General features: G+C 68.8%; 15 protein-coding genes and 1 pseudogene. 11 read left to right on the top strand and 5 right to left on the bottom strand.

What is annotated here, in order from left to right; translation table 11 throughout:
* Positions 1-90: 90 nt before the first annotated feature.
* From AOZ06_RS55725 to AOZ06_RS00680, 7 genes and pseudogenes are all read left to right on the top strand, one after another.
* Positions 91-246: pseudogene (locus AOZ06_RS55725) on the top strand (Scr1 family TA system antitoxin-like transcriptional regulator); the annotation flags it as partial.
* 77 nt (positions 247-323) lie between these two features.
* On the top strand, positions 324-1,607 hold the full coding sequence (locus AOZ06_RS00705; protein ID WP_054287623.1) for an SWIM zinc finger family protein: 1,284 nt from the start codon (positions 324-326) through the stop codon (positions 1,605-1,607).
* Positions 1,604-2,980, top strand: coding sequence for a DUF5691 domain-containing protein (locus AOZ06_RS00700; protein WP_054287622.1), 1,377 nt, complete (start codon positions 1,604-1,606; stop codon positions 2,978-2,980). Before AOZ06_RS00705 ends, AOZ06_RS00700 begins: the two co-directional genes overlap by 4 nt.
* Positions 2,977-4,068: an ATP-binding protein gene (locus AOZ06_RS00695; RefSeq protein WP_054287621.1), complete on the top strand. Its 1,092-nt coding sequence runs from the start codon at positions 2,977-2,979 to the stop codon at positions 4,066-4,068. Before AOZ06_RS00700 ends, AOZ06_RS00695 begins: the two co-directional genes overlap by 4 nt.
* Positions 4,068-6,254, top strand: a complete 2,187-nt coding sequence (locus tag AOZ06_RS00690; protein ID WP_054287620.1) for a DUF5682 family protein — start codon at positions 4,068-4,070, stop codon at positions 6,252-6,254. The genes AOZ06_RS00695 and AOZ06_RS00690 overlap by 1 nt, the downstream gene beginning before the upstream one ends.
* A complete protein-coding gene (locus AOZ06_RS00685; protein WP_054287619.1) occupies positions 6,251-7,399 on the top strand; it encodes a VWA domain-containing protein in 1,149 nt (382 codons plus the stop codon). Before AOZ06_RS00690 ends, AOZ06_RS00685 begins: the two co-directional genes overlap by 4 nt.
* Positions 7,396-8,226, top strand: a complete 831-nt coding sequence (locus AOZ06_RS00680) for an alpha/beta fold hydrolase (protein WP_054287618.1) — start codon at positions 7,396-7,398, stop codon at positions 8,224-8,226. The genes AOZ06_RS00685 and AOZ06_RS00680 overlap by 4 nt, the downstream gene beginning before the upstream one ends.
* 1,406 nt (positions 8,227-9,632) lie before the next feature.
* Here the strand turns inward: AOZ06_RS00680 and AOZ06_RS00675 are convergent.
* Positions 9,633-10,256: a LysE family translocator gene (locus AOZ06_RS00675; RefSeq protein ID WP_054287617.1), complete on the bottom strand. Its 624-nt coding sequence runs from the start codon at positions 10,254-10,256 to the stop codon at positions 9,633-9,635.
* A 132-nt stretch (positions 10,257-10,388) separates the two neighbouring features.
* On the opposite strand from AOZ06_RS00675, the gene AOZ06_RS00670 reads away from it, so the two are divergent.
* A complete protein-coding gene (locus tag AOZ06_RS00670; RefSeq protein ID WP_054287616.1) occupies positions 10,389-12,656 on the top strand; it encodes a glycosyl hydrolase family 95 catalytic domain-containing protein in 2,268 nt (755 codons plus the stop codon).
* On the opposite strand, the gene AOZ06_RS00665 is transcribed toward AOZ06_RS00670, so the two are convergent.
* Positions 12,604-12,990, bottom strand: coding sequence for a MerR family transcriptional regulator (locus AOZ06_RS00665; protein ID WP_054287615.1), 387 nt, complete (start codon positions 12,988-12,990; stop codon positions 12,604-12,606). The genes AOZ06_RS00670 and AOZ06_RS00665 overlap by 53 nt on opposite strands.
* A 3-nt stretch (positions 12,991-12,993) precedes the next feature.
* Positions 12,994-13,722: an SDR family NAD(P)-dependent oxidoreductase gene (locus AOZ06_RS00660; RefSeq protein ID WP_054287614.1), complete on the bottom strand. Its 729-nt coding sequence runs from the start codon at positions 13,720-13,722 to the stop codon at positions 12,994-12,996.
* A 123-nt stretch (positions 13,723-13,845) separates the two neighbouring features.
* On the opposite strand from AOZ06_RS00660, the gene AOZ06_RS00655 reads away from it, so the two are divergent.
* Positions 13,846-14,607, top strand: coding sequence for a DUF2470 domain-containing protein (locus tag AOZ06_RS00655; RefSeq protein WP_054287613.1), 762 nt, complete (start codon positions 13,846-13,848; stop codon positions 14,605-14,607).
* A gap of 4 nt (positions 14,608-14,611) precedes the next feature.
* Here the strand turns inward: AOZ06_RS00655 and AOZ06_RS00650 are convergent, their stop codons facing one another.
* Positions 14,612-15,076: a PPOX class F420-dependent oxidoreductase gene (locus tag AOZ06_RS00650; protein ID WP_054287612.1), complete on the bottom strand. Its 465-nt coding sequence runs from the start codon at positions 15,074-15,076 to the stop codon at positions 14,612-14,614.
* 67 nt (positions 15,077-15,143) lie between these two features.
* Here AOZ06_RS00650 and AOZ06_RS00645 point away from each other — a divergent pair, with 67 nt between their 5' ends.
* Together AOZ06_RS00645 and AOZ06_RS00640 are read left to right on the top strand one after the other, a co-directional pair.
* Complete coding sequence (locus AOZ06_RS00645; RefSeq protein WP_054296322.1) at positions 15,144-15,902, top strand: CPBP family intramembrane glutamic endopeptidase; 759 nt, start codon at positions 15,144-15,146, stop codon at positions 15,900-15,902.
* A 60-nt stretch (positions 15,903-15,962) separates the two neighbouring features.
* On the top strand, positions 15,963-16,607 hold the full coding sequence (locus AOZ06_RS00640; RefSeq protein ID WP_054287611.1) for a TetR/AcrR family transcriptional regulator: 645 nt from the start codon (positions 15,963-15,965) through the stop codon (positions 16,605-16,607).
* A gap of 9 nt (positions 16,608-16,616) precedes the next feature.
* Here AOZ06_RS00640 and AOZ06_RS00635 read toward each other — a convergent pair whose 3' ends face one another.
* Positions 16,617-17,423, bottom strand: a complete 807-nt coding sequence (locus AOZ06_RS00635; protein ID WP_054287610.1) for a glutamate ABC transporter substrate-binding protein — start codon at positions 17,421-17,423, stop codon at positions 16,617-16,619.
* Between the last annotated feature and the right edge of the window lie 109 nt (positions 17,424-17,532).

Below are 17,532 nucleotides of genomic sequence, written 5' to 3'. Positions count from 1 at the left end.
AACGGGTTTCCCGCCATTGGTTTATGAGCTGAGCGTCCACCATATCCGCGACGACGTCCGGACGTATGAGGAACGAGTGCTCAGCGGAAACGGCTCACTTCCGCGGTGGCTCCTCTGCGCTTCACCACGATGATCGACGAAGCCGAGTCGGTCCGGCCGGTCGGCGGTCCCGATGTGATGCGCGAGCAGGTGCTCCACTTGGCCGAAGCGGGCGGGCGCCGCCCGTACGCCATGATCAACCGCTGACCTGCGGCGATCGGAACTGTCGGTGGGTGGCCCTAGAGTCTCTTGTGAGATCGAGACTTTTTGGGGGTCCCGCCGAAATGGATGTCGACGCAGTCCTCGCCATGGCGCCGGACAAGCAGGTCGCGAGCAGCGCGGCCCGCTTGGCGGCGCCTGGCAACTGGAGCGAGCTCGGGTACGACGAGCACGCTCTCTGGGGCTTGTGCAAAGGCAGCGGCAAAAAGCCGTACCAGGTGTGCGTCGACCTGACCGACCGGGCGACCAAGTGTTCCTGTCCGTCAAGGAAGTTCCCGTGCAAGCACGCCGTGGCCGTCCAGGTCATGCACGCCCGTGGCGGCGCCCCGGCGGCCACCGCGCCCGAGTGGGTCGGCGAGTGGCAGCACCGCCGCGAGGTCCGCAAGACGCCGAAGCCGGTGGACGACTCCCCCGAGGCGGTCGAGCGGCGGGCCGCGCAGCGGGCGAAAACCGTTGAGGCGCGGGACCTCGCCGTGCAGGGCGGGGTCGCCGGGCTGCGGGAGTGGCTCGCCGACGTCGCCCGCCGGGGCGTCGCCGAACTCGCCGGGCGCGACCGCGCCTGGTGGGAGGCGATCATGCGGCGGATGGTCGACGCGCAGGCCCCTGGGCTGGCCGGGGCGCTGGAAGACCTGGCGGCGGTCGTCTTCTCCGGTGGCGCGAACTGGACCGAGCGGGCCGCGGACCGCTTGGGTGGGCTGCACCTGCTCGCCACGCTCGCGGCCAACCCGCCTCCCGAGCTCAACGACGTCATCCGGATGCGGCTCGGTTACACCGTCACCGAACAGGAGGTCCGCGACGCACCGGGTTGGCGTGACACGTGGGTTGTCCTCCTGCGCAAGGACGAGGACGACGGTCGCGTTCGGACAACGCGGCAATGGGTGTGGGGCCGTGAGCGGCGTGAATGGGTGACGGTCGTCCGGCATGCGGCGGGTGGAGCGATTCCCGGGCCGGCGTTGCCCAACGGCGAGTTCGTCGGCGATCTGCATCCGTATCCCGCCGGTGCGCCGCGCCGGATGGCGGTCGGTGACCGCGATCCGTCCACCGCGGCCCGCCCGATCGACCTGTCCGAGACGTGGACCGGCGCGTTGGCGGGTCTGGAGCCGTTGCTCCGGCGTGATCCGTGGCAACGACTGCATCCGTTGACCTGCAAGCAGATCCGCCTCGCCGAGGGGCTCGTCGCGGTCGATGCCGACGGTCGCGCGTTGCCGGTCGTCGACGATGTCGCCGCCGACCGCGCGCTCGCCATCCACGGCGGTCTTCCCTTCGACGCCATCGGGTTGTGGGATGGCTGGTCGGTCAAGCTCGGCGCGGTCGCCGAGCCCGGCGGTGCTCCGGAGGTCGTGTCATGAGCTGGCCGGAGATCACCCAGAAAGTCGTGATCGGCTCCGCGGAGCCGGAGCGGACGCTGGCCGACTGCGCCGCGTACGGCCTGGCCAGGCGTGGTTCCCGGATCGCGCCGGAAGCCAACGCCGAGCCGATCCCGCCCGCGCCGGAGGACAACCGGGCCGAGGCGTCCGCCCGGGTCGGCGCGATCTTCAGCCAGGTCATGGCCACGGAGGACAACGAGATGCTGCGCGAGTGCTGTCTCGCGCTCGACCGCGCGAACCTCGTGGTCCCGTATCGCCAACTGCCGGACATCCTCGCCGCCGCGACAGCCCGATCCGTTGTGCGGGACGCTGTTCTGCCCGCGCTCGGGTCGCGGGGCCGGTGGCTCGCGCAGCGCCGGGCCGGCTGGGCGTGGGCGGCGGGTCAGGAGGATCTCGACGGCCCCATCGACATCGAGGACGCGCTGGACCTCTCGCCCGTGCAACGCAAAGCGCGCCTGGTCGCGGCCCGTAGGCAGGATCCCGCGCGGTTCCGTGCGTACATCGCCGAGCACTGGCCCGAACTGCGCCGCGTCGAGGACCGCAAGCTCCTGATCGCCGCCCTGGCCGAGGGCCTGTCAGCCGACGACGAACCGATCCTTGAGCAGGCGCTCGACGACCGGTCCACCAACGTCCGTGAGGAAGCCGTCGCGTTGCTGCGCAGGCTGCCCGGCTCCGCACTGTCCAAACGAGCCGAGCAGCGCCTGCGCGACGGCCTGCTCGAAGACACAGTCGACCTGCACCCGGACGGCCCGTACGAGCAGGAGCCCGATCGTGACGAACTGCGCGACTCGCCCGTCCGCCGCACCGGATCGGCGCGGCTGAAAGCGGACTCCGCCAGCGTCTCGCCGGACTTCTGGCTGGACTGGCTCGGCCCGAAAGCGCCGCGCAGGCTCCGCCTGAGCACGTGGGGAACCGCGCTGCTGCAAGGCGTCGCGGAGAATCTCGGTGCGGCGAACGACCCGGTGCCGTGGCTGACCGATCTGGCGTCCACGATCAGCTCGACAGCGCTGCTCGACGCGTTGGACAAACTGCCGTCGCCCACGCTGGCCCGCGTGTTGATCAAGCTCGCCGGCTCGTGGGACGCCAACGAGCTCGACTACTTCTGCGGCCTGCTCCCCTCACCGTGGCACCCGGACGTGACCAGGGTCGTGCTGGAGCGCTTCGCCGAACTGGCCGACCGCGGCTGGCGCGTCGGCCGCCCGCCCGAAGCCCTGTTACGCCGCGGGGACCTGCGCGTCCTGCACGACCACTGGCCGCGGATAGCCGCCCGCTGGCCGGTGCACGGCGCCGAAGAACTCGTCTTGCGGCTGCGAACCGAACTTCATGAGGAAATCGAACGGAGCGGAAACCCGTGACCACACCGACTGTGCTGCGTCCCAGTGCGGAAACGCAGTACGCCGAAGAACTGGCCGCGCTGGTCGCGACCGACGACAAGCCGCGCCCCCCGAAGTGGAAGCTCTCCCCGCAGGCCGTCGTGCGTTACGTCCTCGGGGGCACGCTGCCCGACGGAACCGCGATCACGCCCAAGTACGTCGGCGACCGGCGACTGGTCGAGGTCGCGGTGAGCACGTTGGTGACCGACCGCGCGTTGCTGCTCGTCGGTGTGCCCGGAACGGCCAAGTCGTGGCTGTCGGAGCACCTCGCGGCGGCGATCAGCGGTGACTCGACGCTGATCGTGCAGGGCACGGCGGGCACGAGTGAGGAATCGGTCCGTTACGGCTGGAACTACGCGCGGCTGATCGCCGAGGGGCCCAGCGAGGCCGCACTGGTGCCCAGCCCGGTGCTGCGCGCGATGCAGACCGGTGCTGTCGCCCGTGTCGAGGAGCTCAGCCGGATGCCAGCCGAGGTGCAGGACTCGCTGATCACGATCCTGTCCGAGAAGGCGCTGCCGGTGCCCGAACTGAACACGCAGTTCCAGGCCGTGCCGGGCTTCACGCTGATCGCCACGGCCAACGACCGCGACCGCGGCGTGAACCAGATGTCCTCCGCGCTCGCCCGCCGCTTCAACACCGTCGTGCTGCCGCCACCGGCCACCGAGGACGCCGAGGTGGAGATCGTCAGCCAGCGCGCCGCCCAGTTGGGACGGGCGCTGGAGCTGCCGTCCGAACCGCCCGCGCTGGACGAGGTCCGCCGGGTCGTGCGGATCTTCCGCGAACTGCGCAACGGCACCACGGTCGACGGCCGCACGCAGGTCAAGAAGCCGAGCGGCAGCCTGTCGACGGCGGAGGCGATCTCGGTCGTGACGAGCGGGATGGCGCTGGCCGCGCACTTCGGCGACGGCAGCCTGGGTGCCGACGAGCTGGCCGCTGGCCTGCTCGGCGCGGTGATCAAGGACAGGGTGTCGGACACCGTGGCCTGGCAGGAATATCTCGAAGCAGTGGTCAAGGAGCGCAAAGAATGGCGTGACCTCTACCGGGCATGCCGGGAACTGGACCCGGCTTGATGAAACCCATCCCCGACCGGGTGACGTTGGTCGGCATCCGGCACCACGGCCCAGGCTCGGCACGCATGGTCCGTGCCGCGCTCGAGGCCGTACGCCCGCAGCTCGTCCTGGTGGAAGGCCCGCCGGACGCAGACGCCCTGGTCAAACACGTGGACGAGCTCGTCCCACCGGTGGCGTTGCTGCTGCACGACGCGGCAGACCCCTCGAACGCCGCGTTCTGGCCGTTCGCGCGGTTCTCGCCCGAGTGGCAGGCGCTGACGTGGGGCGCGCGGAACAACGTGGACGTGCGTTTCGCCGACCTGCCCGCCGGGATCTCGCTGTCGCGCGAGCCGGACGCGGAGGACGTCGACCGGGTGGTGGTCGACCCGCTCGGAGTGCTCGCCGAAGCGGCCGGGTTCGACGATCCGGAGCGCTGGTGGGAGGACGTGGTCGAGCACTCCAGCTCGGAACCCACGCAGCTAGCCAACGCGATCGCCGAAGCCATGACCGCGTTGCGGGAGGAGTTCGCGGACACCGTCGACCAGCGGACGCTGCAGCGGGAGGCGTGGATGCGCCAGGTGTTGCGCAAGGCGCTAACCGAGTACGACGGCCCGATCGTCGTGGTCTGCGGCGCGTGGCACGTGCCCGCTCTGCGCTCGTTGCCCGCCGCCAAGGCGGATGCGGACCTGGTCAAAGGTCTGCAGAAGAGCAAGATCGCGGGTAGCTGGGTGCCGTGGAGCCATGGCCGCCTCGCCGCGACTTCCGGTTATGGCGCGGGTGTGGCGTCGCCGGGCTGGTACGCCCACTTGTGGGAGTTCCCGAACGACACGATCCCGCGTTGGATGGCGCGCACTTCGCACGTGTTGCGTGAGGAAGGGCTGCCCGCGTCCACCGCGAGCGCTGTGGAAGCTGTGCGGCTGGCGGACACGCTCGCCGCGTTGCGTGGCCGACCGTCGCCGGGGTTGTCCGAGGTCAGCGAGGCCGTGTTGGCGGTGCTGTGCGGCGGCGACGATGTCGGGCTGCGGATCGTCCACGAGAAGCTCGTTGTCGGCGAGGAGCTGGGTTCGGTCGGTGACGGCGTGCCCCGGTCGCCGCTGGCGACGGACCTGGAGCGGTTGCAGCGCAAGTTGCGGTTGCCCGCGAACGCGGCCGGGAAGAGCATGCGGCTGGACCTGCGCCGGGACATCGACCGTGGCCGGTCGCGGTTGTTGCGCCAGTTGCACGTGCTGGACGTGCGCTGGGGCGAGCCTGACGAGACGACCACGCTCGGCACGTTCGCCGAGGCGTGGACAGTCCAGTGGGATCCTGGTCTGGCTGTCGCGGTCGCCGCCGCGGCTCGTCACGGCGCCACTGTGGAGGGTGCGGCGGAGCACGTGCTGTTGGAGCGGGCCAAGTCCGCCGAGACAGTCGCAGCGGCTGCTGAGGTGCTGCGTGAGGCGGTCGCGTGTGAGCTTGTCAGCGCTGTCACCGCCGCGCGTGCCGCGCTCGACCGTTGCGCCGCTGCGGCGACGGACGCGCTCGAGTTGTTGCAGGCGTTGCCCGCGTTGGCTGGGACTGTCCGATACGGATCCGTGCGCGGCACCGATCCGGAACTGCTCAGGGCCGCCATGCACGGGTTGCTCGCTCGTGGGTCCGCCGGGTTGCCGTTGGCGTGTCACGGAATCGACGACGCCACCGCCGAAATCGCTTTGTCGACATTGGACAAGGCGCATGAGGCGGTCATCGTCGCCGCGGACGAGGAGCACTCAGCGGGCTGGTGGGAGGCATTACACCGGCTAGTCCGCACGGACCCGTCGGCGCACGGTCTGCCAGTCGGGCGGGCAACACGGTTGTTGTGGGAAGACGACCGTCTGGACACTGAGGCCGTCGCGATCCGTATGCAACGGGCCGTGTCGGTCGCCGCCGGTGGCACGTCGTTCGTCGCGGGCTTCCTGCGTGGCTCAGCCGTCCGGCTCGCCGCCGACCCACGGCTGCTCGGCCTGGTCGACGAATGGCTGACCGGGCTGCCGACCGAGGCCTTCGAGGACGCGTTGCCGTTGCTGCGGCGGGCGATCTCCAGCTTTTCCGCGCCTGAACGCCGAACGCTGGCCGAACGCGTCGGCCAGGGCGGTGGAACGGCCGTGCTGGTCGTCGACGACGGCGACCCGGACCGCACCGAACGACTCGTCGAATTCGTCCGCGGCTTGTACGAGAGGGCAGGGGTATGACCGAAGAACGCCTGCGCCGATGGCGGCTGCTGCTCGGCCCCGAAGCCGACCAACTCGGCGGCCTGAGCGACGACGACGCCCGCCGCGACAGCGCGTTGACCGCGTTGTACGGCGGCGACGGCGATGGCAAACGCGGTGCTGGGCTCGGCGCGAGTTCGCCGAAGCTGCACCGCTGGCTCGGTGACGTGCGGACGTACTTCCCGAAGTCCGTCGTGCAGGTCATGCAACGCGACGCCGTCGAACGCCTGGGCCTGACCAAGTTGCTGCTCGAACCGGAATTGCTGTCGTCGGTCGAGCCGGACGTGAACCTGGTCGGCACATTGGTGTCGTTGTCGCACGCGATCCCGGCCCGGACAAGGGAAACCGCGCGAGCGGTGGTCCGCCAGGTGGTCGAGGAGATCGAACGCAAGCTGGCCGACCGGCTGATCGCCGCGGTGACGGGGGCGATCGACCGCTCCCGCCGGACCAGGCGACCCCGCATGTCCGATGTGGACTGGTCGGCGACGATCAAGGCGAACCTCCGGCACTACCAGCCCGACCAGCGCACGCTCGTGGTGGAAAGCCTGATCGGCTCGCACCGCCAGTCCCGCAGCGCGGCGCTGCGGGACGTGATCCTGCTGGTCGACCAGTCCGGCTCGATGGCCGAGTCCGTGGTGTACTCGGCCGTCTTCGGCGCGACGCTGGCCTCGCTGCGCGCGGTCGACACCCGGCTGATCGTCTTCGACACCGAGGTCGTCGACATGACGGAAACCTTGGACGACCCGGTCGACCTGCTGTTCTCCACCCAGCTCGGCGGCGGCACGGACATCAACCGCGCGGTGGCGTACGCCCAGCAGCACATCCGCCGCCCAGCGGACACAGTGGTCGTCCTGATCAGCGACCTCTTCGAAGGCGGCGTGGCGGCGGAGCTCCAACGCCGTGTCCGGGAAATGGTCGCCAGCGGAGTCATGGTCGTGGTCCTCCTCGCGCTGTCCGACAGCGGCAAACCCGCATACGATCACGAACTCGCCGCGCAACTGTCAGCCATCGGCGCCCCGTCCTTCGCCTGCACCCCGGACGCTTTCCCCGACTTGCTGGCGACAGCTCTCCGCCGAGAAGACGTGGCGGCGTGGGCGGAACAGGAAGGCATGGCCATCGGCAAATGAACGAAATGGACCTGGAACTGCCCGGCGGACAACGTCTGCACGTCTACGACACAGGCCCGGCGCGACACACGGTGTTCTGGCACCACGGCACCCCGAACATGGGCACACCGCCCGCCCCGCTGCTGCGCCCGGACATCCGCTGGGTCTCCTATGACCGGCCCGCCTACGGCACCTCAACTCCCCAGGCAGGACGAACCGTCGGCTCCGCAGCCGAGTTGGTCAGCGCAGTCGCAGACGCCCTGAACATCGACAGGTTCGCCGTCATGGGGCACTCAGGCGGCGGCTCGCACGCCGTCGCCTGCGCCGCCCAACTCACTGACCGAGTGGTCGCCGTCGCCGCGTTGGCCACCGTGGCGCCCTTCGACGCAGCGGAGTTCGCCTGGTTCGAGGCAATGGCCACCGCAAGCGCGGCCTCACTGGGGGCGGCGGCAGCCGGACGTGAAGCCAAGGAGAAGTACGAGGCCTCAGCCGAGTTCGATCCCGACGTGTTCACACCCGCCGACTTCGAAGCGTTGTCCGGCTCGCAGTCCTGGCTGGGCGACGTGGTCGACCGCGCCATCGCCGCGGGCCCCGCCGGCCTGATCGACGACGACCTCGCCTACGTCACCCCCTGGGCCTGCGACCCAGCGAGGATCACGGCCCCCATGCTCCTGCTCCACGGCGAAGAAGACCGCATGATCCCCGCATCCCACAGCGCCTGGCTCGCCGCCCACTGCCCCACGGCCGAACTCCGCCGCACCCCCGGCGACGGCCACATCTCCGTACTCAACCACGCCCCCGAAGCCCTCGACTGGCTCACAGAAACCTGGGCACAGCGCACGCCCTGAACCCCGGCACCACTCGACGGCTCGCGCGTGTTCCGCCCCGACAGCAGCCAAGTCCGGCCCGTGACACCCGGCGCTGACCACGACCAATGCTCGCGCCACAGACTCCACGTTGAACACCTGCCGCCGCAGCGCCCAACGGTCAGCTCGTCGAACAGACGCCACCTCGGCCTGGACGAGACATACGAGGTCGGCTGACGGCCGAGCCACGCACAAAACTGCCCTCCTGGACGGTGCCGGAACGTGATGCTTCTTCAAACCTGCCGCATAACCGCAACACACAGGGGCCGTCCGCGAAGCCAGATGACGACCGCGGCCGGTTCGCAGAGCTGCACGGACACCTCGGCACCAGCAGCTCCCAGGTACGCGGCTGCAGCCGGTCTCCCATGGCCCACACCACTCGGACTCTGGCCGCGCCAACATCCAAATCAGCTACCGGTCCTCCCAGGCCGACCGCCGCCGCAGAGCCGGGCCACGACACCTGAGTCGCCTCGCACTGCCCACCAGACGATGCATGCCTGCGCGCCACAACCGAGGATCGGGCCCTGACCACTCACACGGCTCCCGAGCACAGGCATCAACCCGTCACATTCCAATCCGCAGAAAGGTTATCGTCACAGAAGACACAGAACCCATCCCGCACGATGTTGACCTCGGCACAACTCACGCAGCGGTGAAAACAACCTGATGAGTGAAACCGCCCGGATGCCCAATCCCCGCACGCTCCAACACGTTCTCGGCCGCCTGCCACGACGCGGGATCCGGACAGTACCCAGTCGACTGATTGCTGATCTCAACGACCACCCCACCCCGGCCAAAGTTCACCTCCCAGCCGCGTAAACAGCCTCACACCGGCACAAACCACATGTTCACTCCGCCGCGTAGCAACCCGGAAACCATCGTCAACGCCAACCACAAACGTAAAAGGCTCGTCATCCCCTTGCCCGAACATCCCCCGCCACTCCCAGGGGGGCGACCCCGGTTCCAGTCTATCGGGGTGAGAGCTGGGTGGGCGGGTTACCGGTGGGTTGTGGACAACTGGATTTGGCGATGATCCCTTCGGCGCGGAGTCGGATGCCAGTTCGTTCAGCAACGCCAACAGATCCGCTCTGGAATGGATCCGGTGGCCTTTGCCGCCCGGTCGGGCCTGGGCGAGCAGGTCCGGTGGGCCACAGTAGGTTTTAGCTGCGCATTTTGCCTGTCCATGGCGATCTTGGGGCCGAAGGTGATCAGAATCCGTGCCGGTGAGGGTGCGGCATCTGCTACGTCTCGGCAGGCCGCCCGACCACCTTCTGCGAGCAGGTTTTGGTGCTGTCGCACGTTGGCAGCGCGGCCAGGTTGCCAACCTATGTGTGAGCAGAGGGACGCCAGCTCGTTCAGCAAGATCCGCTTTCGAAGCGGTCTTCTTGTCAGTCTGTGGCGATCTTGAGACCGAAGGCGATCAGGATCGTGCCGGTGACCGTGTCCATGGCTTTGCGGACCTTGGGGGATGTGAAGAAGGTCTTCAGGAGTCCGACGAGGTTCGCCAGCACCGTGAACCACGTGATGGTGATGAGCACTGTCACTGCCGACAGCATCAGTGTGTCGGTCAGGGTGGGGGTTCCGGGGAGGAATTGGGGCATCAGGGCTACGAAGAACACCGCGCACTTGGGGTTCAGGAGGTTGGTGATCAGGCCCTGCCGGAAGGCCACCAGTGGGCGGGCCGGGGGTAGTCGGGCGTCGAGCTGGACGCGTTCGCCTCGGCGCCAGGCTCCGATCAGTGCTTTGACGCCGAGGTAGGCGAGGTAGGCGGCGCCGATGAGTTTCACGACTGTGTAGGCAATCGCTGAGGCGGCGAGGAGGCTGGCTACGCCGAGCGCGGCGACCAGTGCCCAGACGAAGACACCGCCTGCGATGCCGAGTCCGGCTGCCATGCCCGCGCGTTTGCCGGAGATGGCCGCGTGGCGGGTGACGATGACGAAATCCGGTCCGGGCGACATCGCTGCCAGCAGGACCACGCCCATGAAGGCGAGCAGGTGGGCTCCGGTGAGCATGGGGTGAGCTTAGCCGGAAATAGGTCCGATCATCGTCGATTTACAAACGCTTCCAGGGCTTGACTTGCCGCTTGATCACCTCCTAGGTTCGAGGAAACATCGGAGGTATAGCTGACCCGGGTAGGTGGCAGAGTGGCCGACCTCAACCGACGAACGATTCTCTCCGGCGCGCTGGCCGGCTTCGCGGGTGCCGCGTTCACCCAGGCCCAGTCACCGGCCTGGGCACAGTCGGCCGGCGTTGACTGGGCTCGGTTTCTCGCCGGTTCGGACCTGATCTGGCGGCGGGTTCCCAAGACCTGGTACGACGGCCCGTTCCTCGGCAACGGCTTCCTCGGTTCCGGCATCTACGCCGAGCCCGGCCGCAACGCCATCCGCTTCAACGTCCAGCACTCGCAGGTGCAGGACCACCGGCCGGAGTTCGGGTCGTTGTTCGGCCTGGCCAGGCTGCCGATCGGGTACTTCACCCTCGAACCCGTCGGCACCATCACCGCGCTGGACTGGCGCCTTGACCTGTGGAACGCCGAGTTACGCGGGACGCTGACGACCTCCGCGGGCAGCATGGGCATACGAGCGGTTGTCCACAGTGTCCGGTCGTTGCTCGTCGTCGAGGTCACGCCCTCCGCGGGCGAACGCGCCTTCAGGTGGGCTTTCCACCCGGCCAGAGCCGTCAGCCCGCGGGCCGATCCCGTGTTCGGCAAGCCGCCGCCCGCCGGATACACCGAGAACCCTCCCGCTCAGCTGCACAGCAGCGGCGATGTCGAACTCGCTGTTCAGCCGCTGCTCGCCGGCGGTGAGCACGTCACGGCGTGGCGGGAGGTCACGCGCGGTTCCACGCGGACTCTGTACACGTCCGTCGTGTGGTCGCATCCGTCGAAAACCGCTGTCGCGAGCGCACGGCGTGCCGTGCGGACGGTCGGCCCGCTGTCGTCGCTGGTTCGTGAGCACCAGGACTGGTGGCACGACTACTACCGGCGGAGTTTTATGTCCATTTCGGACTCGCGGCTTCAGTCGTTCTACTGGATCCAGCTCTACAAGGTCGCGGCTGCCGCGCGCGGGGGCGCGCCGGTGATGGCCACGTGCGGTCCGTGGCTGGAACCCACGCCGTGGCCCGCGACCTGGTGGAACCTCAACGTGCAGCTGGAGTACTGGCTGATCCACGGCTCCAACCACCTCGAGCTCGACGCGGTCACGTACGCGCTGGACAGGTTCCGGCAGAACCTCCGCGACCAGGTCGCAGCCCCTTATCGCGCCGGTTCGTACGGCATCCCGCGCACGACCGACATGAACCTGCTCAACGGCGCAGGCGCGGGTACTTCCGGCTTCGCACTGGGGATTCCGGGCCAGGCCTCGCCGACGCCCGAGGTCGGCAACCTCACGTGGGCGCTGCACAACGTGTGGCTGTCCTATCGGCACACCATGGATCAGCGGATCCTGTACGACGTGCTGTTGCCGTTGCTGCGCGGCGCGATCAACTACTACCTGCATTTCCTCACGCGCGGTTCTGACGGCAAGCTGCACCTGCCGTTCACGTTCTCCCCGGAGTACGGCGAGAACGCCGCCGACTGCACGTACGACTTGGCGCTGATCCGTTGGGGTTGCGCGACGTTGCTGGCGACCGCGCCCCACGACCCGCTCGCGGCGCGCTGGCGTGATGTGCTGGCCACGCTCACGCCGTACGCCGTCGATGCCAACGGTTACATGATCGGCGCCGGGGTGCCGTTCGCGAAGTCGCACCGGCACTACTCACACCTGCTGCAGGTGTATCCGCTGTACGAGGTCACCTGGGAGAAGCCGGAAAACCGGGCGCTGATCGAGAAGTCGCTGAACCACTGGATCAGCTTCGAAGGCGCGCTGCAGGGCTACAGCTTCACCGGCGCGGCCTCGATCTCCGCGCAGATGCTCCGCGGCGCCAAGGCCGCCTTCTACCTGGGCGAACTGCTGCGCAGGTTCGTCCAGCCGAACACCATGTACAAGGAGTCCGGGCCGGTCATCGAAACACCGCTGTCCGCGGCGCAGTCCGTGCACGACATGCTCTGCCAGAGCTGGGGTGACGTCATCAGGGTCCTGCCTGCCGTGCCGTGGCCGGATGTGGCGATCGGGAACTTCCGTACCCAGGGCGCGTTCCTGCTGAGCGCGTCCCGGGTCGGTGGGAGGACCCGCTGGCTGCGTGTGCGCAGCGAAGCGGGTGCGCCCTGCGTGATCCGGCACGACATCGCGGGTGACGTCGTTGTCCGGGATTCCTCTGGCCGGGATCTCCCCCACCGCCTGGTCAGCCCCGGTAGGGTCGAGATCGGACTCGCCCGCGGCGGTGAGGCGTTCGTCCATCCGGCAGGTGATCGGCCTGACTTCAGTGTTTCGCCGGTGCCCGGCGACTCGTCGGCGCCGTGGGGCCTGCCATGACCAGTTGGCTGGCGAGGTGGTCTCGTACGGCGACAAGATCGGCGATGCGCTTGTCCAGCACGGCAAGGCGTCGCCGGGCCACCTCGGCCACGGCCGTGCCTATGCGTGCGTTCGCCATGTCTCCATCGAGGCAGACCTGGAAAGCGTGGACGTCCTCCAAGGTCAGCCCGGCGTCCAGCAGGTATCGGATGTTGGTGACGCGGGTGACGGCGATCTCGTCGTAGTCGCGGTAACCGTTGGCCATTCGCCGTGAGGTCAGCAAACCTTGCTCTTCGTAGAATCGGAGCGCCCTGGTTGTCACGCCTGTCCGCTTCGCCAACTGTCCGATCCGCACGGGTTATCCGACCACGGCCGCACCGTCGACCGGCAGCACCACGCCGGATGTGAACGCCGCCTCCGGCCTGGCGAGCTGGACGATCCAGAACGCCACTTCCTCGGGCCGGCCGATCCTGCCCAGCGGTACGTATCCGACCATCTTGTCCCGCAACGCATCGACTTCAGCCGGGCGGAGTCCCTGGTGTTCGGGCATCGGCGTGTCGATCGGTCCGGGCGCGACGGCTGCGACCCGGATCCCCTTCGGCGCGAGGTGCACCGCCCAGCTGCGGGTCAACGACTCCAGTGCCATTTTCGCGGCGCCGTAGACCGTCCCGCCCGGGACTGGCCAGCCCCGCTGCCCGATCGACGTCGTCACGTTGATCACCACGCTCACGTGCGGGGTCGCGGCTTGGGTGAGGTAGAGCGGTGCCAGCAGGTTCGTCGCCAGCATTTCCTCCACTCCGGCGCGGTTGTCGTCCTGTTTGAGGATGGCCGCGTTGTTCACCAGGACGTCGAGCCGCCCGAACGTCCCGACAGCGGTGTCCACGATGTGGTCAGCCGCTCCTGGTTCCGCGATGTCGGCGACGAGAGTCCTGATGCCTGCCCCGTCGGCTGTCTCGTCCAGCCGCGCCGCGGTGCGCCCGACCACCAGCACGTCCGCGCCTTGAGCTGCGAAGGACCGCGCGGTGGCCCGTCCGATGCCTGTTCCGCCGCCGGTCACGATCACGGCTTTGCCGTCGAAATCTCCCATGTCCGCCGACCGTAAACATTCACGCCCGCGTCAAGGTCAAGTCGCGGCCACCCCGGTTCGGGTGACCTGCACTTCCCAAAAACCGCCGTTTCAAGTTAGGCTGCCCTAACTTGGAGGTGACAGGTGACCGAGACACCCACTCCCGCCGAGCGTGCGCGCACGATCGCCACGCGCGGGGGCAAGGCCACACTGATGCCGTCCGCCGAAGGCGCAGGCAAAGTCATCCCATTGACGCACCACGTGCACGCGGACGGCGTCGCCAGCGTGCTCGTCGCCCAGAGCAACCCGTTCGTGCAGGCCGCGTGGGCGGCGCCACGGGGTGAGCTCGCGGCGATGCTCGAACTCGCGGACACCGCGCCTGTGCCGCTGCGGGAGCCCGTGCGCGGCCTGCTGTGGTTCACCGGCTGGGTGCGCGCACTGTCGGACGACGAGGCCAGGCGAGCCGCGGTGCTGGTCGCCGAGGAGCGCCCGGATCCGCGTCTGCTCGACGTCGGTCACGGCGCCACCATGCTGCAGCTCATCCCCGCCTCGCTCGTCCTCGCCGACGCCGAGGGCACGCATTCGCTGCGGCTGGAGGATTTCACCGCCGCGACACCGGACCCGTTCTGCGCTTACGAGGCGGACTGGTTGCGGCACTTGGAACTCGCGCACACCGACGTGGTGTCGCTGCTGGGCCGCCACCTGCCGGACGAGCTGCGCGGCGGGCACATCCGGCCGCTCGGCCTTGACCGGTTCGGCCTGCGGCTGCGTGTCGAGGCCGACGACGCCGACCACGACGTGCGGCTGGCGTTCGAGCAGCCCGTCACCACGACAGCCGAGCTGGCCAACGAACTGCGCCGCCTGGTCGGCTGCCCGTTCCTCGCCGAAACCAGGAAGCGGTACTGACGGCCTAGTCGGCCAGCTCGGGCGGGAACCCGCCGGTGCAGACCGGTCCCCAGCGCTCGATCGTCACCCGGATGAGGCTCTTGTTCTGGGCACGCATGGCCGCGCGGTACTCGTCCCAGTCGGGGTGCTCGCCCGCGATGCACCGGAAGTATTCGACGAGCGGTTCGACGGCGTCCGGCATGTCCAGCACCTCGGCCTGCCCGTCGACCTGCACGTACGGGCCGTCCCAGTCGTCGGACAGCGTGCACAGCGAAACACGCGGGTCACGGCGCGCGTTGACCGCTTTGGCCCGCTGCGGGTAGGTCGAGATGACCACACGGCCTTCGGTGTCCACGCCGCAGGCCACCGGTGACATCTGCGGGCTGCCGTCCGCGCGTCGCGTGACCAGGATGGTGTGGTGCCGGGGGCGCAGGAAATCGATCAGTGCCGCACGGTCCACTTTGTCTTTCGTCGCGATCCGTCGAGCCATGGGCCAACGGTAACGTGCGGACGTGGCGAATCGACTCCGCGCCTGGCTGGCGCCGCAGCGCGATCAGATGGTCGTGACCGACTCGGCCGAGCGCCGTTCGATCAAGATCGAGCTGGTCGTCGTGTTCACGGTGACGCTCGGCATGTCCGGCTTGCGCTCGCTGCTGAGCCTGGTGGACTCCCTGCTGCGGCCGGAGCCGCTGTCGAGCCAGAGCGTGGCGCTCAACGTGCCGCAGGCCAAGCTCGACCTGCTGGACCTGCTCAGGCAACTGCTCAGCGCGACGCAGCTGTTCGGCTGGGGCGCGCTCGGGCTGTACCTGTTGTGGCGCGCGGGCAACAGGCTCGCGGACGTCGGGCTCGACCGGCGGTTCATCGGCAGCGACACGCTGCGGGGCGCCGGCCTGGCCGCGCTGATCGGCATTCCGGGCCTGGGGCTGTACCTGGTGGCGTACTCGATCGGCGCCAACCTCGAGGTGATGCCGACGACGCTGACCGACACGTGGTGGCGGCCGATCGCGCTGACGATCTCGGCGGCGGGCAACGCGTGGGCCGAGGAGGTCCTGGTGGTCGGGTACCTGATCACCAGGCTGCGGCAACTCGGGTTCGGCGAGAACAAGTCACTGGTGGTCTCGTCGGTGCTGCGGGGGTCGTACCACCTCTACCAGGGGTTCGGCGGGTTCGTCGGGAATGTCGTGATGGGACTCGTGTTCGGGCGGGTCTGGCAGAAGACGACCCGGCTGTGGCCGCTGGTCATCGCCCACACGCTGCTCGACGTGGTCGCGTTCGTCGGCTATTCGTTGCTGCGCGGGGTTTCCTGGCTTCCCTGAGGCGTCCCGCCCCGGGTGCGGCGTAAACTGCACCGGTAGGTCCTACCGGGAAGGACGCCGATGGCCGGTCGCCAGGAGCACGAGGGGTTCGGCAGACCCGAGAAGCGCAAGGCGATCACCCAGGCCGCTCGCAAGGTGTTCGGCCGCGACGGGTTCACCCGCGCGGGCGTCGACGTGATCGCCGCCGAGGCCGGGGTCTCGAAGAGGACGATCTACAACCACTTCACCGACAAGGAGCAGTTGTTCCTGACCGTGGCGCTGGAGGGGGCGCGTGAGGTCACCGCCACCATCGAGCAGATCATGGACCGGCACCTGCGCAAGATCGTCGACCTCGAGCAGGACCTGATCGACTTCTCGATGGACCGGGTGGCGGCGGTCAGCGCCTTCGCCGACCACTTCGCGCTGGTCCGCGTGATCGAGGCCGAGGCGACCCGGATCCCCCCGCCGATCCTCAAGGCGTGGATCGACGCGGGCCCGCAGACGGCGCACCTGCGTCTCGCGCCGTACCTGAGCCGCATCGCCGAACGCGGTCTGCTGGTGCTGCCGGACGCCGACCGGGCCGCCGCCCACCTCACCCTGCTGACCATCACCGACGTCAACCACCAGACGTTCTACGGCACTGTGCCCATCCCGCAGGACGAGGTCGTCAAGATCATCACCAGCGGGGTGTCGGCGTTCCTGCGCAGCTACCTGCCCCGGCCGTAGCCGTCGGGTTCACGGGCTGTCCACCACGTCCGGCTTCGCCGGGACCTGGTAGCCGGAGCGGCCGAGGCTCTCGTGCACGAACCGGTCCCAGCTGCCGTCGGTGACCATGGCGCGCAACGCGTCCGTGACCTTGGCGCGCCGACTGTCCCCTTTGCTCAGACCGATGCCGTAGCGCTCGACGGAGAACGGCTTCCCGACGACTTTCAGCTTGTCCGGCTGTTCGGCCGCGTATCCCGCGAGGATGACGTCGTCCGTTGTGACAGCGTCTGTTTCGCCTTTCAGCAACGCGTCCACGCATTCGCGGTACGAGCCGCGCCGGGCCAGGGTGACGCTTTTCGCGTATGTCGCCTGAACTTTCTCCGCGGGCGTCGACCCGGACACCGAGCAGAGCCGCCAGTCGCTGTCGTCCAACGCCTCCGGACCGTCGATGTCCGAGTTCGTCTTGCGCACCAACAAGCTCTGGCCCGCGACGAAGTAGGGGCCGGCGAAGTCCACTCGCTGCTTGCGGGTGTCGGTGATGGAGTACGTGGCCACGACCATGTCGGCCCTGTGCTGTTCGAGCATGGTCTCGCGGTCGGCTGGGCGCGCCTCGACGAACGTGATCGCGCGCTTGTCGGTCCCCAGCCTCGCCGCGACGTACTGGGCGACGTCGACATCGAGACCGGTGTATCCGCCGTCCGCCGTGCGCACGCCGAGGCCGGGCTGGTCGAACCGGATGCCGATGGTCAGCTTGGGCCCCGACGGCGGCTCGTCGCCGTCGCCGCACCCGGCCGCCATCAGCAGCCCTATCGCCGCGCACAGGACGACAGCACGCATGAACTCAGCTCCCCGACTTGGCTGATCCGCCCCGGGACCATACCCGCCGATCCGGCGCACAACAAATAACGCACGATTCGCTCGTTTGACGAAACGATTCGCTGTTTTT

Source organism: Kibdelosporangium phytohabitans, from assembly GCF_001302585.1.
Taxonomy (GTDB): Bacteria; Actinomycetota; Actinomycetes; order Mycobacteriales; family Pseudonocardiaceae; genus Kibdelosporangium; species Kibdelosporangium phytohabitans.
Note: the sequence above shows the minus strand (reverse complement) of the source record. Positions and strands in the feature narration are given on the sequence as shown.